Raw genomic sequence first — 14,035 nt, forward strand, 5'->3', positions numbered from 1 at the left:
GTGGCCTGATCCGGGGAGGAGAGGTGGCCGTGACCGACTGGGAGCCGGCTACCGAGGCCGAGGCGGCGATGCGTGACGCGCTGCGCGCCAGCGACCAGGAACTCTACTTCCGGATACTGGCCGGGTCGGACCTCTTCCTCCCGGTTTCCGGCCAGGCCCTCGCCGGTGCGGCGTCGACGGGCTGGGGCACCTGGACCACCGGCGGCCGGACCCACGTGCTGGCCTTCACCTCGGCCGCCGCGATGCACACCTGTCTCGGCGCGTCCGCCGGTCCGTTCCGGCGCAGTCGCTACGCCGAGCTGGCCGTCGAGTGGCCCAACCACGAGTGGTGGTTGGCGGTGAACCCCGGTCTGCCTATCGAGGGATATCTGCCCGCATGGTTCGTCTCCCAGCTCTCCCGGGGTGACGTCCGGTTGCCCGGTCGCACCACGGGGGTGCGGTCCCGGCCGGAACGCGAACAGACCCCGGGCCGGACCTGGGCCGACGGGACGTCCGACGTCGAGCCGACCGCCGACCTCTCCGCCGGCCCCACCGCCTGGACGCCGTCCCGGCCGGTCCCGCCGTCCACCGCCGTCCCGCCCGCCGGGGGTGTCACCCGGCCGTCAGGGGGTACGTCGCTGACCGACGAGCGGGGTCGCCCGGTTGCCCCACCCGGTGGCGGTCCGCTCGACGCCACTACGGGGCCGTCCGACGACGGTCGGTCCGGCGGCACCGGCTCCCCCGACCTCGCCGCAGCCTCCGGCCAGGCCAACGCCGGCTGGCCGACGGTCCCCCGCCGCCGGCTACTGGGCGAGGAGTCCACCGGCCCGGCCAACGGGCGTAGTTCGTTCTTCGAACCGTCCACCACCCGGGGTGCCTCCCGGTCCCCACGGGACAATCCCCTGCGTTCCAGCGAGCGGGCCAACCCAGCGGCCCGACCCGGCCTGGGCGGTCAGCCCTTCCCCCGGCGACGCCAGGCACCCACCCAGCCGGTCGAGGACGAGGCCACCCGGGCGTTCCGGGTCGGCGGCCCGACCGACCAGCCGATCCGGCCCGTCCCCGGCAACGGTACGGCGACCGCCGACCGGCGTCCGGACCCGCTGGCCGAGGAGCCGACCCGGGCGTTCCGAATGGACCCGCTGGCCGAGGAGCCGACCCGGGCGTTCCGAACGGACCCGTCGGCCGACGAGGCGACCCGGGCGTTCCGGGTGGACCCGCTGGCCGAGGAGCCGACCCGGGCGTTCCGGGTGGGGCCGTCGGCTGCGGAGGCCACTCAGGCGCTGCCCCGCCGGCAGCGGACGCCGGACGGGTCGTCCGACGCGCGGCAGACCCGGCCGTCGACCGGCTCGTTCGCCGGTGCGGCAGGCTCGCCCGGCGCGGTGCTGGGCGAGGCGGAGGAGCTGTCGCCGTCCGTCGCCGAGCCGGTCTCCGGGCCGCCGACATCGCGCCGGGGGTTCACGCCCATCGTGATAGAGGGGGTGATCCTGGAGTCCCGCGACCTGCCCGTCGTCCCCGCGCCGGCCCCGACACCGCCGGTCGTTCCCGCGCCGGCTCCCGCGCCGCCGGTCGTCCCGGTGCCGACGGCGAGCGGTCCGGATGGCGAGGACACGGTCAACCTGAACGGGAAGGTCGGCCCGTTCGGCCCACCGGCTCGGCCGGCCGCATCCGGGCCGGGCTTCCCGACCCCCGCCACGGAGGTGTCGGTCCCGTCCCGCCCCGCCCCTGACGACCTGTGGACTCCGGCCGCCGAGCGGACCGCGTCGGCAGCCCGACCGGACGTGTCGGCCGTTTCGTCGGCCGCCCCGGCAACCCCCTCGACCGCCGGGCCGGGCGCGGCACCCACCGCCCTGGGTGCGCCGGCCGCCGGGCCGGGTGCGGCGACCGCCCCGTCAGGCGCGGCGGCGACCGACAGTGCCGTACTGCCGGCTGCCGACGGTCGGGCCGCCGACGGTCCGCGTGCCGACGGTTCGCCCGCGGTCGTCTCGGCCGCCGCCGGTCCGACCCGGACGGCGGTCGTCGCGCCGGGTTCGGGGACCGGCGGCCAAGCGGCTCCGGCCGCTGCCGGGCCGCCCTCGTCGATCGCCGCACCGGTCCCCCCGGTGGTACGCGCTGCCGACCTGATCTCCGACCCCGACGACCTGTGGAGGCCCGCCGCCGAGCGGGTTGCGTCGGTCTCCCCGGCGGGGTCCGGCCCGGCTGCCGCCCCGCCCTCCGGCGCGGGCGCGACGTCCTCGCCGGAGGCCGTCCCGCCCGTCGTCGCCCCGGAGGACCCGGCTGCCGCCACCGTCGACGAGCTGTTCCAGCCCGCCAACGAGGTCGAGGAGAACCTGCTGGACGCCGCCGGCACCGGCAGCACCGACGGTTTCCTCTCCACCCTGCTGCTGGCCCGGGTGCTGCTGCCGGTCAACCCCGACTCGGTGTCCGGCAGCCGACCCGGCGAGCCCGGTTTCGAGTGGCGCACCGGTACCACGGACGGCGAGACGTACGTGGTGGTCTACACCTCACCGGAGCGGCTGGCCGAGCACGATGTGCTGTCGGTCGAGACGATCGAGGTCCGGTTCGTCCAGCTGATCCGGTGCTGGCCGGACCCGAGCTGGGCGTTCACCGTGAATCCGGGCACCCCGGTCGGGGCCAAGCTACCCGGTGAGCAGATCGTCGCCCTGGCCAGCTGGGCGGCCGAGGTCGGGCTCGGCGACGAGGCGGACCTCGAGCCGGTGGCCGCCGCCGAGGCGCCGGCCGAGCGCACCCGGTACGCCCCGCCGGTCACCGATCCGTCCCGTCCGGTGGTGATGCAGAAGGCGATCGCCCCGAGCCAACTCGCCTACTACCTCGAACGCGGCTACGACCGGGTCTCCGGCTTCGTGCACCGGGCCGGCGAGCTGGCTCACCTGACCACCCCGGCCGAGCTGTACGACGCCCTGGGCCTGGGCTACCCGGACTCCCCGTTCGCGCGGGACGCCGAGGCGACCTATGTGCTGCGCTGGCCGGCGTACCGGCCGAGTCTCTACCGCATCCCGTACGGCGGGCAGAACGAGGCGGCGATGCGGGCCATGGAGGGCTGGGTCATCGAACGCGCGCCGTTCCGGGGCAACGGGTTCGCCCCGGGGGAGAGCAGCGACGTGGTGGCCGAGTTCAAGGTGGACAGCGCCCGGTTGCCGCACGGCGCGCAGCTCTGGCGGATCGGCGCGGAGGGCACCGAACGGGTGATCGCCATCCTGGACACCGACGCGCTGGTCTGGCGACGGGTGGGGGAGCCGTGATGCGGGACGGTTATGTGGCCCGCTGGCAGGGCAGGGAGTACCAGGTCAGCCCGGACGGTGACCACGTGCGGATCTACCAGCCGGAGCCCGCCGACGGCTTCGAGGAGGTACGCCCCGGCCGGTACGTGCGGGTCGTCCCGGCCGGCGAGGTCGAGGAGCTGGCGTACGTGCGGACCACCTGCACCTGGCAGGGGCAACCGTTCATCGTGCTCGGCGAGCACGACGGTTGGCTGCGGGTCGAGTACACCGGCGGTCGCTGGCCGGTGGCGCGGGCGATGGGGCTGGAGGTCTTCGACTTCGGTGTCTACCAGGGTTGGGCGCCGGCCGCCGAGGTCGCCGACCTGCGCGAGCAGCGAGCCTGACCCCGCCAGCCGCCAGCCGCCAGCCGCCAGCCGCCAGCCGCCAGCCGCCAGCCGGGTGGGGTCAGGACTTCGTCCAGCGCAGGATCTCGCCGAGTACCACGTCGCCGGCCTCCACGTGGGGGAAGTGCCCCACGCCGTCGAGCAGCCGCCACTCGTAGGGGGCGCTGACGTACCGGCCGGAGCCCTGCGCGGTGCGCGGCAGTGAGGCGACGTCGACGGCCCCGTGCAGTTGCAGGGTGGGTGTGACCAGCGGCTTCTGCATCAGCCGGACGAACCGGTAGCCGTGCAGCCGCAGCACCGAGCGGAAGGCCCACCGGTAGCCCTCCAGGGCGCAGAAGGCAGCCTGCGGAATCAGCATCGCCTCCCGGCAGCGCTGCGCGTAGGCGGCGAAGTCGGGGCCGGCCACCCACCGGGGTCCGCCCCATTGGCGCAGCATCTCCGGCACCTGGGCGGCGTCGTCCCGGGTGAGCACGTGCTCGTACCGGGGGAGCTGGAACTTCAGCGCCGGGGTGGCGGCGGCGAACTGACCGCGCGGGTCGGCGAAGAGGGCCGCGCGCAGCCGCAGGGGGTGCGGTGCGCCGAGCACCACCAGTCGGCGTACCAGGGTGGGGTGGAACGAGGCGGCCGTCCAGCCGATCAGCCCGCCCGAGCCGGCGCCGACCACGGTGGCGGAGCGTTCCCCGAGGGCGCGGATCAGGCCGGCTACGTCGGCGGCGAGGGTGTAGCCGTCGTACCCCCGGGGAGGCTTGTCGCTGGCGCCGTAGCCGCGCAGGTCCACCGCGACGGCCCGGAAGCCGGCGTCGGCGACGGCCGGGAGCATCGCGTGCCAGGCCCACCAGTGTTCGGGGAAGCCGTGCAGGAAGAGCACCATCGGGCCGGTGCCCGCCTCGACGACGTGGAACCGGCTGCCGTTCGCGCCGACGAACCGGTGCGTCCAGGGCCCTTCGGTGAGGACGCAGGACTCGTCGACGGGTCCGCCATGCTGCTCGGTCATGGGGCACAGCCTAGGACCCCGGCACCGGTCGATCGCCGCGCCGACCGCCCGAGGTGGCCGAACCGGCTGAGCGGGCTCAACGGGGGACGTCCGGATCGGTGGCGCGGGGACGCCGGGAGAGCCGACGACGGGCTGATCGGAGTCAGCGGACCAGGCTGATCGTGACGATGCCGACCGGTGTGCCGGGGCCGCAGGAGGCGGTCGGATCGGCGGGACCGACGGTGACCAGCACGGTGACGCCGGTGGCGAAGGTGCCCATGCCGGGGCCGTGCAGCGCGTACTCCCGACCGTCGTCGGTGACCAGGCCGTAGCACGGGCCGTCGCCGCCCCGGCTGATCCGGCCGGCGAGCAGGTTCGGTCGGCGCTGGTCGGTGGGGTGTCGTGGTGGCGCGCTCGGTCGCCGCAGGGTGGGCGGCGTGGTGCTGGAGAGCGGTACGGGGCGGTCGGCGGGCGGCGTGGTCGGAGTCCGGTCGTCGGACATGGGGCCTCCGTTCCCGGCGTGGCCGGCGAGGGGTACCAGGGCCAGCGTGACACGTCGTCGGTGAGCCGGCACCACTCGATGCGGGGCCGGGTAGGTCGTCTGCGCCGGGGCGGGCCGGTTGTCCGCGCCGGCCGACGAGCCGGCCCGGAACGGGCCGATGCCCGGGCAGGAGTCCTGCCCGGGCATCGGGTGTCGCGGTGGTGCGCTGATCAGCGGATCAGGAGAAGCGGACCTTCACCGAGGTGCCGTTCTGCTCCACAACCTTGATCTTGGTGCCGGTGGCCGGAACCTTCACGCCGTGGTTCGGCAGCTCCGGGTACCAGTACTGCTTGGTGTCGTCGAACAGCGGCTGCGCGGCCTGACCGCGAACGTACTGCGGCACGCTGTTGATGTGCAGCGTGAACGAGTCCGCCTTCTTCAGGCTGAACGTCGCGTCGTACATCTGGACCCGGGCCCGCCAGGCGGCACCGGTCAGGTTGTAGATCGGCTCCGGGTGCGAGTCGATGATCATGTTCCGACCCTCACCCGGGTGGGCGAAGGTGTCGTTGTCGGTGTACCGGAGGTTCCAGTACGAGATCAGCAGACCCTCCTGGTACGCGTAGTGGTCCACGTAGTCCGGGCGGGTGTTCGCGTAACCGAAGTAGTACGGGCCGGTCTTGAGGTACTGGTCGTACGACACGTACGACCGGTTGCCGGCGATGTAGTAGTTGTCGAACTTGCGGGTGTAGGTCTCGGCCGCCACGCTGAACCCGTTCAGGGTCCAGCCGGCGGCGCCGGCCTCGGCACCGTCGCTGAGCACGGTCTGCCCGTCGGCGGTGATGGTGATCGCGTCACCGTAGAAGCCGCCCTCGGAGACGCCACCGTCGGTCTGGTAGCGCAGCCGGAACTGCGCGACCTTGCCGGCCACCGAGGTCAGCGGGATGCTGACGTCGACCCACTGGCCACCGCTGGAGCCGTCCAGGGCGAAGCGCCCGGGAGAGATCTCCTTGAGGGCCTTGCCGTTGGCGGTACCCGGCAGGGTGGCCCAGGTCTGGCCACCGTCGGTGCTGGTCTCGAAGAAGAGGTAGTCGTAGTCCTCTTCGATCGCGTAACGACCCTTCATGGTGAGCGCGGCGCTGGTCTTCCCGGTGAGGTCGACCGTCCGCGTCATCGTGGTGTTCAGGTCGTCGTCGTTGCCGGAGAAGAACTGCTTGGTCCCCTCGAACGGCTTGCCGTTCTGGTAGGTGTACTCCCGCTGGGGCAGCACCACCACGGCACCCTGCGCCTTGTCGGAGTTGTACTCCTGCGGGCCCAGCTCGAGGGTCTTCTTCTGGCCGGCCACCACGACCTCGTAGTCGAGCCAGCCGAGCTGGAGCTTGTTCCAGGCACCGAGGTCGCCGCCCCGGTCACCGATGCCGGCGTCGTTCTTGGCGCCGAGCCGGCTCTGGGCCATCAGGGTCCAGTGCTCGTTGTTGTTGTCCCCACCACTGGTGACGTTGTAGTCGTCCGGCAGACCGAGGTCGTGACCGTACTCGTGGTAGAAGACGCTCCGGCCACCGTTCTCCGGCTGGATCGTGTAGTCGCCGATCCAGACGCCGGTGTTGCCGATCTGGGTGCCGCCACCCGGGAAGGTCGACGGACCGGTGTTGCCCTGGTCCGTGGCGAAGGCGTACCACCGGTGGCTCCAGATGGCGTCCTCACCCTGGATCGGGTCACCGTCGGCCTGGTCGCCGCCGGAGTGGACGATCTGGAAGTGGTCGATGTAACCGTCCGGCTCGTTGAAGTTGCCGTCGCCGTCGTAGTCGTACCGGTCCCACTCGTCCATCGACTTGACGTCGGCGGCGATCTGGGCGTCGGTGCGACCGGCGGCCTTCTGGTCGGCGACCCACTGGTTGGCGGCGTCCCGGACCAGGTTCCAGGTGTTGGTGCAGACGTTCGAGGCGCAGGGGTAGCCGTTGGAACGGCCGTACCGGGCCTCGTTGTACTTGACCTTGACCCAGTCGGTGACCTCGCCGTCGACGCTGTAGCGACCCGAGGACTGGGCCTCGTAGTACTGCTTCAGCGACTCGTCGCCCTGCCCGGTGCCGAAGTACATCTTGCGGAAGTAGTCGGCGTTGTAGTCGGCCTGCCAGACGGTGGAGTTGTCCACCGCCCGGTTGGGGGCCGGGATCTCGTTGTGCAGCGGACCGTCGAACCGGGTCGGACCGGCGGTGGCCGGGTCGGTGTCCTTGTCCGGGTAGCTCGGGTGCCGCTCGTTGCCGAACTCCGCGAGGATGACGAAGATCTTGTCGGTCTTCTCGCGGCCGAGTTCGACGTACTGGTCCTGCGTCTGGGCGACGCCCGTGGCCGTCGTCCGGGCGTTCTGCCCCGCAGCCTGGGTCTTGCCGACCTTGACGACCGTGCTGCCGTTGATCTTCTGCGCCTTGACCTTGCCGGAGAGGACCTCGCTGAGGCCCTCCTGGCGCAGTGCCCGCCGCTTGGTTTCGAGCGGGTTGGGCAGATCGTGGTCCGCCTGGGCGGGCTCCGCGACCGACGGGGCGGCCGTCGGGAGCTTCGGCGTCGGCGCGGCGCTGGCGGACGTACCCGTCACCAGACCTGTCGCCGTCAGCGAGAGCCCGAGCAGACCCACTGCGACTTTGCGCACGTGGTACCTCCGGTGTGAGGGAACCGGCCCAACGGGGGTACGGGCCGGCGTAAGACGTCCCACTAGTGGGACCCATGGTGAACATAGACACTGCTGGGACGGGTGGGAAGATGTCGGCATCGATTTGTTGCAAGATTTTGATGAGATCGCTTTTCACCGTCACACACCGGATGTTCACCAACGGTCATGAGCAGCGGGGACGTCACGCCAAGGAATCGCAGTGATGCATTTCGATTGGATTGCCGCGATGCGTGAAACAGTGGGCCGGTGGCTTCTCCGCCACCGGCCCACTGTTCACCAATCGGTCAGTTGCTGACCTTTACACCGCATCACCGGGATACCCCCGACGCCGGACTCAGTTCCCCGCCGGGGTGATCCGGACGATGGCGTACGAGTTGTCACTCGCGGCCGAAAGGATCTTGATCGAGACGCCCTGCCGGACCCCGGCGTCGGCCGGGTTGCCGGTCCCGAGCACGATCGCCCCGCCGCCCAGGGTTCCGCCGTAGTACTGGGTGGCCGGCGTGCCGTCCGGGTTCACCACCCGGGTGGTGTACTGCGCGTTCCCCTTCGACGGGACGACCACCGAGGCGTCGTTGTCCCGAGCGTACGCCGCGCCGTCACGCATCTCGATGCCCGGGTACCAGCCCTTGGCGTCGGTGAAGGTGGACACCGGGGCCTGCCGGCCGAAGTTGGTGCAGTACGCGCTGTACGGCTCGTCCGCCGCCTCCAGGCACTCCGTGAACGGGTACGTCGGCTTCAGCGAGAACGCCGCGTTGGCCGACTGCGGCCGGCTCGGCAGGTTGTCCAGCACCGACGGGTCCTTGACCGCCGCCTCACCCGTGCGCCGGTACGGGTCGAAGTGCGAGTCCACGATCAGCAGACCGCCCTTGGCCCCGTAGCTGGGCAGTGCGGTCATCTGCCCGGTGACGTGGTTGACGTCGCCCAGCATCGTGTCCCGGTACCAGACCAGCATCCCCGGCGCGTTGTACGAGATCCGGTCGACCTTCCACGCCTCGTGCGAGTAGATCGTGTCGTAGGCGTACTTCAGGCCCTTGTCGAAGCCGTCGAAGTTGCGCCACTCGGCCAGGTAGTACTGCGCCTTCGACTGGGTGCCCGGGTCGATGTGCCAACCCGCGCCCGTGGTGTCGGTGAACGTCCCGCCGCTCAGGGTCCAGCCGTTCGTGCCGCCCTCCACGTCGTCGCTGAAGGTGGTGGCGCCGCCGCCGGTGACCGAGAGGTCGTCGGCGAACCAGCCCCGCTCCACGAACGCCTCGTCGGTGGCGTAGCGCAGCCGCACCTGCACGGTCGTCCCGGCGTACGGCGACAGGTCGATCCAGTCGTGCCGCCAGCCGCCGGTGCTGCCGGTCAGGCCGTACTTCTTGTTGCCGAAGTCGACCATCCGGCCGTTCGGGTCGGCGTAACCGTCGTCCGTGGAGACCAGCGCGCCACTGGCGTCGTACACCTTCTTCTCGGTCCAGGTGGTGCCGCCGTCGGTGGAGACCTCGACGAAGCCGAAGTCCCAGTCCTCCTCGATGACGAAGTTGTTCCACATCCAGAACTTCGCGTCGGTGGCGTTCGGGACGGCGATCTGCCGACCGAGCTTGACGTCCGCCCAGTTCTGGTCGGACCCGCTGTACCACATGCCGGTGCCGCTGTGCGGCTGGGCCAGGGTGACCACCTTGTTCGGCAGGTCGATCTTGATGCCGTCCTGGGTGCCCACCGGGGTACGGGAGGTCTGCCCGAGCCGCGCCGTCCGGGCCGGTGCCCCCGGGGTGAGGGTCAGCGGGTCGGCCCAGCCGAGCACCCACTTGTCCCAGATGCCCATGTGGGTGGGCAACGCCTGGAAGATCTCACCACTGTGCGAGCCGGACGCCATCAGGTCCCAGAAGTCGACGTCCGAGTCGGCGTTGCCCGAGGTGTCGTAGAGGTCCGGCAGGCCCAGGTCGTGACCGAACTCGTGGGCGAAGACGCCGACCCCGGCGTCCTCCGGCTGGACGATGTAGTTGGACACCTTCAGGTTGGTGCCAGGGACGGTGTAGCCGCCGGTGACCGTGGACGAGTGCGCCCAGACGGCGTACACCCCCTGGTCGCCGCCGCCCCGGGACTTGCCCTGCCCGGCGTGCACCAGCACCAGGTGGTCGATCACCCCGTCCGGCTCGTTGACGTTGCCGTCACCGTCCCGGTCGCCCTGGTCCTCGATGTCGTAGTCGGCCCACGGGAAGTTCGGGTCGGCCGCGGCCAGCGCGTCGATCGCGTCGGTGGCGAGCCGCCCCGCGCCCTGCGGGTTGTCCGGGTGGCCGTTCATCGCCTGCTCCCGGCCGGCGACCCAGGCGCCCGTCTCGTCCTGGAAGCAGCGCGAGGCCGCGTACCAGCCCTCCGAGTGCGGCACGGTGATCCACGGGCTGGCCTGCCCGTCCACCGTGTACGCGCCCTTGGACATCTCCAGGTACATGTTGTGCATGGTGCGGCCGGACAGGTCGATGCCCTTCTTGCCGTCCGGCCCCTTGAGGTCCTTGCGGACCCGTTCGGTGATGCCCTTCTTGGTGTAGAGCATCTTGTCGAAGTGGGCGGGCGAGAAGTCCGGCACCCACATCGAGTTGTTGTCCTGGTGCGGCAGGGTCGCCGGGTTCGGGATGTTGTTGTGCTTCGGTCCGTTCTGGACGGTGCCGGGGACGCAGCTGCGGTCCTCGAAGACCGTGTTCGGGACCATCACGTCGGTGAAGTCGTCGTTGGCCTTGTCGTTGAACTCCACCAGCAGGGTCAGCAGCTTGGCGGTCTGCGTGCTCTTGGCCTTCTTGAACCTGCGCGGGCTCTGCCCGGTCCGGATCGCGCGGGCCTCGTTGCGGGCCAGCTCCCGAGCGGCCAGCGGGTTGCCGCCGGCATACTTGCGGTCGTACGCGCGGGCCTCGTCCGCGGCCGAGGTGAGGATCCCGTCGGCTCCCCTGACCTCCTTGCCGGCGGTGTCCGGCTGCACCTCCGGCTCGGCGTAGTTGATGTAGAACTCGTCGGAACCGATCCGGGCCGGTGTCGCCGGCCCGCCGGGCTGGGCCGCCGCGCTGCCGGTCACGGTCAGCGACGTGGCGACGAGGGCGAGGGTGGGTAGCGCGACCAGTAGGCGTCGGCGTGACCCGCTGGGCGGGAAGATGTTCATGCCACTCCGTTTCTCGGGCATGGGAGAGGGATCGCCGGTGTGACATACGTCGAACCCAGTCGATATCGCTGAACCTAGATGACAACGGTTCGCGACCGGAAGGGGTCACGAACGCCTCTACCCGTTCAGCCCGACCCGGCTCCGCCTACCGACCGATTCGTACCCCTGAAAAAGACCGGTGGGTGCCGGTCCGCGTGGACCGGCACCCACCGACGGGGTACGTCTGTCGTCAGTCCTCGTCGGACTTCCCGCCGCTGAGTCCGGAGGAGATCATCTCCATCACCGAGGAGTCCTGGAGCGTGGTCACGTCGCCGAGCGACCGGTTCTCCGCCACGTCCCGCAGCAACCGGCGCATGATCTTGCCGGACCGGGTCTTCGGCAGCTCCGGCACCAGCATGATCTGCCGGGGCTTGGCGATCGGGCCCAGCGTCTTCGCCACGTGGTTGCGCAGCTCGGTGATGAGCCGCTCGCCCGCCTCGCCCGAGGTGTCGGCGGTGCCGCGCGGGATGGCGAACGCGACGATCGCCTGCCCGGTGGTCGGGTCGGTCGCGCCGACCACCGCCGCCTCGGCGACCGCCGGGTGCGACACCAGCGCCGACTCGACCTCGGTGGTCGAGATGTTGTGCCCGGACACCAGCATCACGTCGTCGACCCGGCCGAGCAGCCAGATGTGCCCGTCGTCGTCCTTCTTGGCTCCGTCACCGGCGAAGTACATCCCCTCGAACCGGGACCAGTACGTCTCGATGAACCGGTTGTCGTCACCCCAGATGGTGCGCAGCATCGACGGCCACGGCTCGCGCAGCACCAGGTAGCCACCGCCACCGTTCGGCACCGACTGGCCCTGGTCGTCCACCACGTCGGCGACCACGCCGGGCAGCGGGGTCATCGCCGAGCCCGGCTTGGTCGCGGTGACCCCGGGCAGCGGGGAGATCATGATCGCGCCGGTCTCGGTCTGCCACCAGGTGTCCACGATCGGCAGCTCACCCCGGCCGACGTGCTGGCGGTACCACATCCACGCCTCGGGGTTGATCGGCTCGCCGACGCTGCCGAGCAGGCGCAGCGACGACAGGTCGAAGCCCGCCGGGATGTCCTCGCCCCACTTCATCATGGTGCGGATCAGCGTCGGCGCGGTGTAGAGGATGCTCACCTTGTACCGGTCGACGATCTCCCAGAACCGACCCTTGTGCGGGGTGTCCGGGGTGCCCTCGTACATCACCTGGGTCGCGCCGTTGGCGAGCGGGCCGTACACGATGTACGAGTGCCCGGTGACCCAGCCGATGTCGGCGGTGCACCAGTAGACGTCGGTCTCCGGCTTGAGGTCGAACACCGCGTGCGCGGTCCACGCCGCCTGGGTCAGGTAGCCGCCGGTGGTGTGCAGGATGCCCTTCGGCCGGGCGGTGGTGCCGCTGGTGTAGAGGATGAACAGCGGGTGCTCGGCGTCGAACGGCTGCGCGGCGTGCTCCGCCGACGCCGTCTCCACCGTCTCGTGCCACCAGTGGTCCTTCGCCGACCAGGCGACCTCCTCGCCGGTGCGCCGGACCACCAGCACGTGCTCGATCGACGGGCAGCTCGCCACCGCCTCGTCGACGGTGGGCTTCAACGCCGACGGCTTGCCCCGGCGGTAGCCGCCGTCGGCGGTGATCACCACCTTGGCGCTGGCATCCTGGATCCGGTTGCTCAGCGCGTCGGCGGAGAAGCCGCCGAAGACCACGCTGTGGGTGGCGCCGATCCGGGCGCAGGCCAGCATCGCCACCGCCGCTTCGGGGATCATCGGCAGGTAGATCGCCACCCGGTCACCGGCGACCACCCCCAGGTCGGTCAGCGCGTTCGCCGCCTGGCAGGTCAGCCGGTGCAGGTCGGCGTAGGTGAGGGTGCGGGTGTCGCCCGGCTCGCCCTCCCAGTGGATCGCCACCTTGTCGCCGAGGCCGGCCTCCACGTGCCGGTCCAGGCAGTTGTACGCCACGTTGAGCTGGCCGCCGACGAACCACTTCGCGAACGGCGGGTTCGACCAGTCGAGCACCTCGTCCCACGGCTTGGCCCAGGCCAGCCGGCCGGCCTGCCGCTCCCAGAAGGCGAGCCGGTCCGCGGCGGCCTCGTCGTACGCGTCGGCGGTGACGTTGGCCTCCGCGGCGAGTGCGGCCGGCGGCGGGAACTGGCGCGTCTCGTTCAGCAGGTTGGCCAAGGCCTCGCTCATGCGGTGACTCCTTCGTCGGGGTGACCTGCGTCTCCTACCCGGCCGAGGTTAGTCCGGGCAGTTGGGGACCGCGACACCCCGGGTGTCGGCCGACGCGCTCAGCGGCCGTCCCGGAGCGCTCGACGGCCCGTCCGCCCGACGTGCCCGAGGTTGCCAAGCCGACCTGATCAGGATCGGACTCGACGGCCCGGGACGCGCCGTCGTACCCGGGTCGCTAGCGTGGCGAGGTGACCACCGACCCGCTCGCCCCGCTGCTCGCGCTCGCCGACATCACCCCCGCCGTCGAGCGGGCCCGCGAGCGGGTCGACCAGGCGATGCGGCACCGCGCCCTGCGCCGCCACGGTGGCCAGGTCGCGGCCGAGGTCGGCCTCCGCTGCGCGGTGGCCAGCGCCGCCCTGGAGGGGTACGACCACGAGCGCGAGGCGGTCCGCGCCGGCACCGTCACCGAACCGGTGCTCCAGGGCGCGCTGCGGGTGGCCGGGGCGTTGCCCGGGTTGACCGAGCTGTGGCCGAAGGCCCCCCGGCAGGCGCTGGCCCGGCTGCACGTGCTCGCCGCCCGGGACGCGGTGCCCGAGGCCGAGCTGGGGCGTCCGGTCGCCGACCCGGTGGTGGCCGCCCGGCTCGACGGGCTGGCCGGCCTGGTCGCCGGCGGTACGAAGGTCTCGCCGCTGATCCTCGCCGCCGTGGTGCACGGCGAACTGCTCAACCTGCGGCCCTTCGCCGGCCCGTCCGGGGTGGTCGCCCGCGCCGCCGCCCGGCTCGTGCTGATGTCCCGGGGGTTCGACCCGCGTGGCCTGGTCGCGGTCGACGTCGGCCACCGGGAGCGGGAGCCGGAGTACGTCGGCGCGGCCGGGGCCTTCGCCACCGGCACCCCGGACGGCCTGCGCTCCTGGCTGCGGCACTACCTGAGCGCCGTCGAGGTCGGCGCGGACCAGCTCACCGTCGTCGGCGACGAGATCCTCGCCACCGCCTGACCGGCCCGCCCCGGCCC

Annotated in this window: 8 protein-coding genes; 3 read left to right on the forward strand and 5 right to left on the reverse strand. The window is 71.8% G+C overall.

Features of this window, described 5'->3' with window-relative positions:
* Positions 1-29: 29 nt before the first annotated feature.
* Both ACIG87_RS14795 and ACIG87_RS14800 read left to right on the forward strand, forming a co-directional pair.
* On the forward strand, positions 30-3,239 hold the full coding sequence (locus ACIG87_RS14795; RefSeq protein ID WP_396851034.1) for an SseB family protein: 3,210 nt from the start codon (positions 30-32) through the stop codon (positions 3,237-3,239).
* Complete coding sequence (locus ACIG87_RS14800; RefSeq protein ID WP_396851035.1) at positions 3,236-3,601, forward strand: hypothetical protein; 366 nt, start codon at positions 3,236-3,238, stop codon at positions 3,599-3,601. Before ACIG87_RS14795 ends, ACIG87_RS14800 begins: the two co-directional genes overlap by 4 nt.
* A 61-nt stretch (positions 3,602-3,662) precedes the next feature.
* Here the strand turns inward: ACIG87_RS14800 and ACIG87_RS14805 are convergent, their stop codons facing one another.
* The 5 genes from ACIG87_RS14805 to acs all read right to left on the reverse strand — a co-directional run bounded on the left by ACIG87_RS14805 (position 3,663) and on the right by acs (position 13,044).
* A complete protein-coding gene (locus tag ACIG87_RS14805) occupies positions 3,663-4,595 on the reverse strand; it encodes an alpha/beta fold hydrolase (RefSeq protein ID WP_396851036.1) in 933 nt (310 codons plus the stop codon).
* Positions 4,596-4,737: 142 nt separating this feature from the next.
* Positions 4,738-5,076: a hypothetical protein gene (locus ACIG87_RS14810; protein ID WP_396851037.1), complete on the reverse strand. Its 339-nt coding sequence runs from the start codon at positions 5,074-5,076 to the stop codon at positions 4,738-4,740.
* A 217-nt stretch (positions 5,077-5,293) separates the two neighbouring features.
* Entirely contained in the window at positions 5,294-7,684 is a 2,391-nt protein-coding gene (locus tag ACIG87_RS14815; protein WP_396851103.1) for an immune inhibitor A domain-containing protein, read from the reverse strand.
* A 370-nt stretch (positions 7,685-8,054) separates the two neighbouring features.
* Positions 8,055-10,850 carry an immune inhibitor A domain-containing protein gene (locus tag ACIG87_RS14820; protein WP_396851038.1) on the reverse strand — a complete coding sequence of 932 codons (2,796 nt, stop codon included), beginning with the start codon at positions 10,848-10,850 and terminating at the stop codon, positions 8,055-8,057.
* A gap of 229 nt (positions 10,851-11,079) precedes the next feature.
* On the reverse strand, positions 11,080-13,044 hold the full coding sequence (acs, locus tag ACIG87_RS14825; RefSeq protein ID WP_396851039.1) for an acetate--CoA ligase: 1,965 nt from the start codon (positions 13,042-13,044) through the stop codon (positions 11,080-11,082).
* 227 nt (positions 13,045-13,271) lie between these two features.
* Here acs and ACIG87_RS14830 point away from each other — a divergent pair, with 227 nt between their 5' ends.
* Entirely contained in the window at positions 13,272-14,018 is a 747-nt protein-coding gene (locus ACIG87_RS14830) for an oxidoreductase (RefSeq protein ID WP_396851040.1), read from the forward strand.
* Positions 14,019-14,035: the final 17 nt, after the last annotated feature.

The sequence above is a fragment of the Micromonospora sp. NPDC051925 genome, assembly GCF_044548625.1.
GTDB lineage: Bacteria > Actinomycetota > Actinomycetes > Mycobacteriales > Micromonosporaceae > Micromonospora.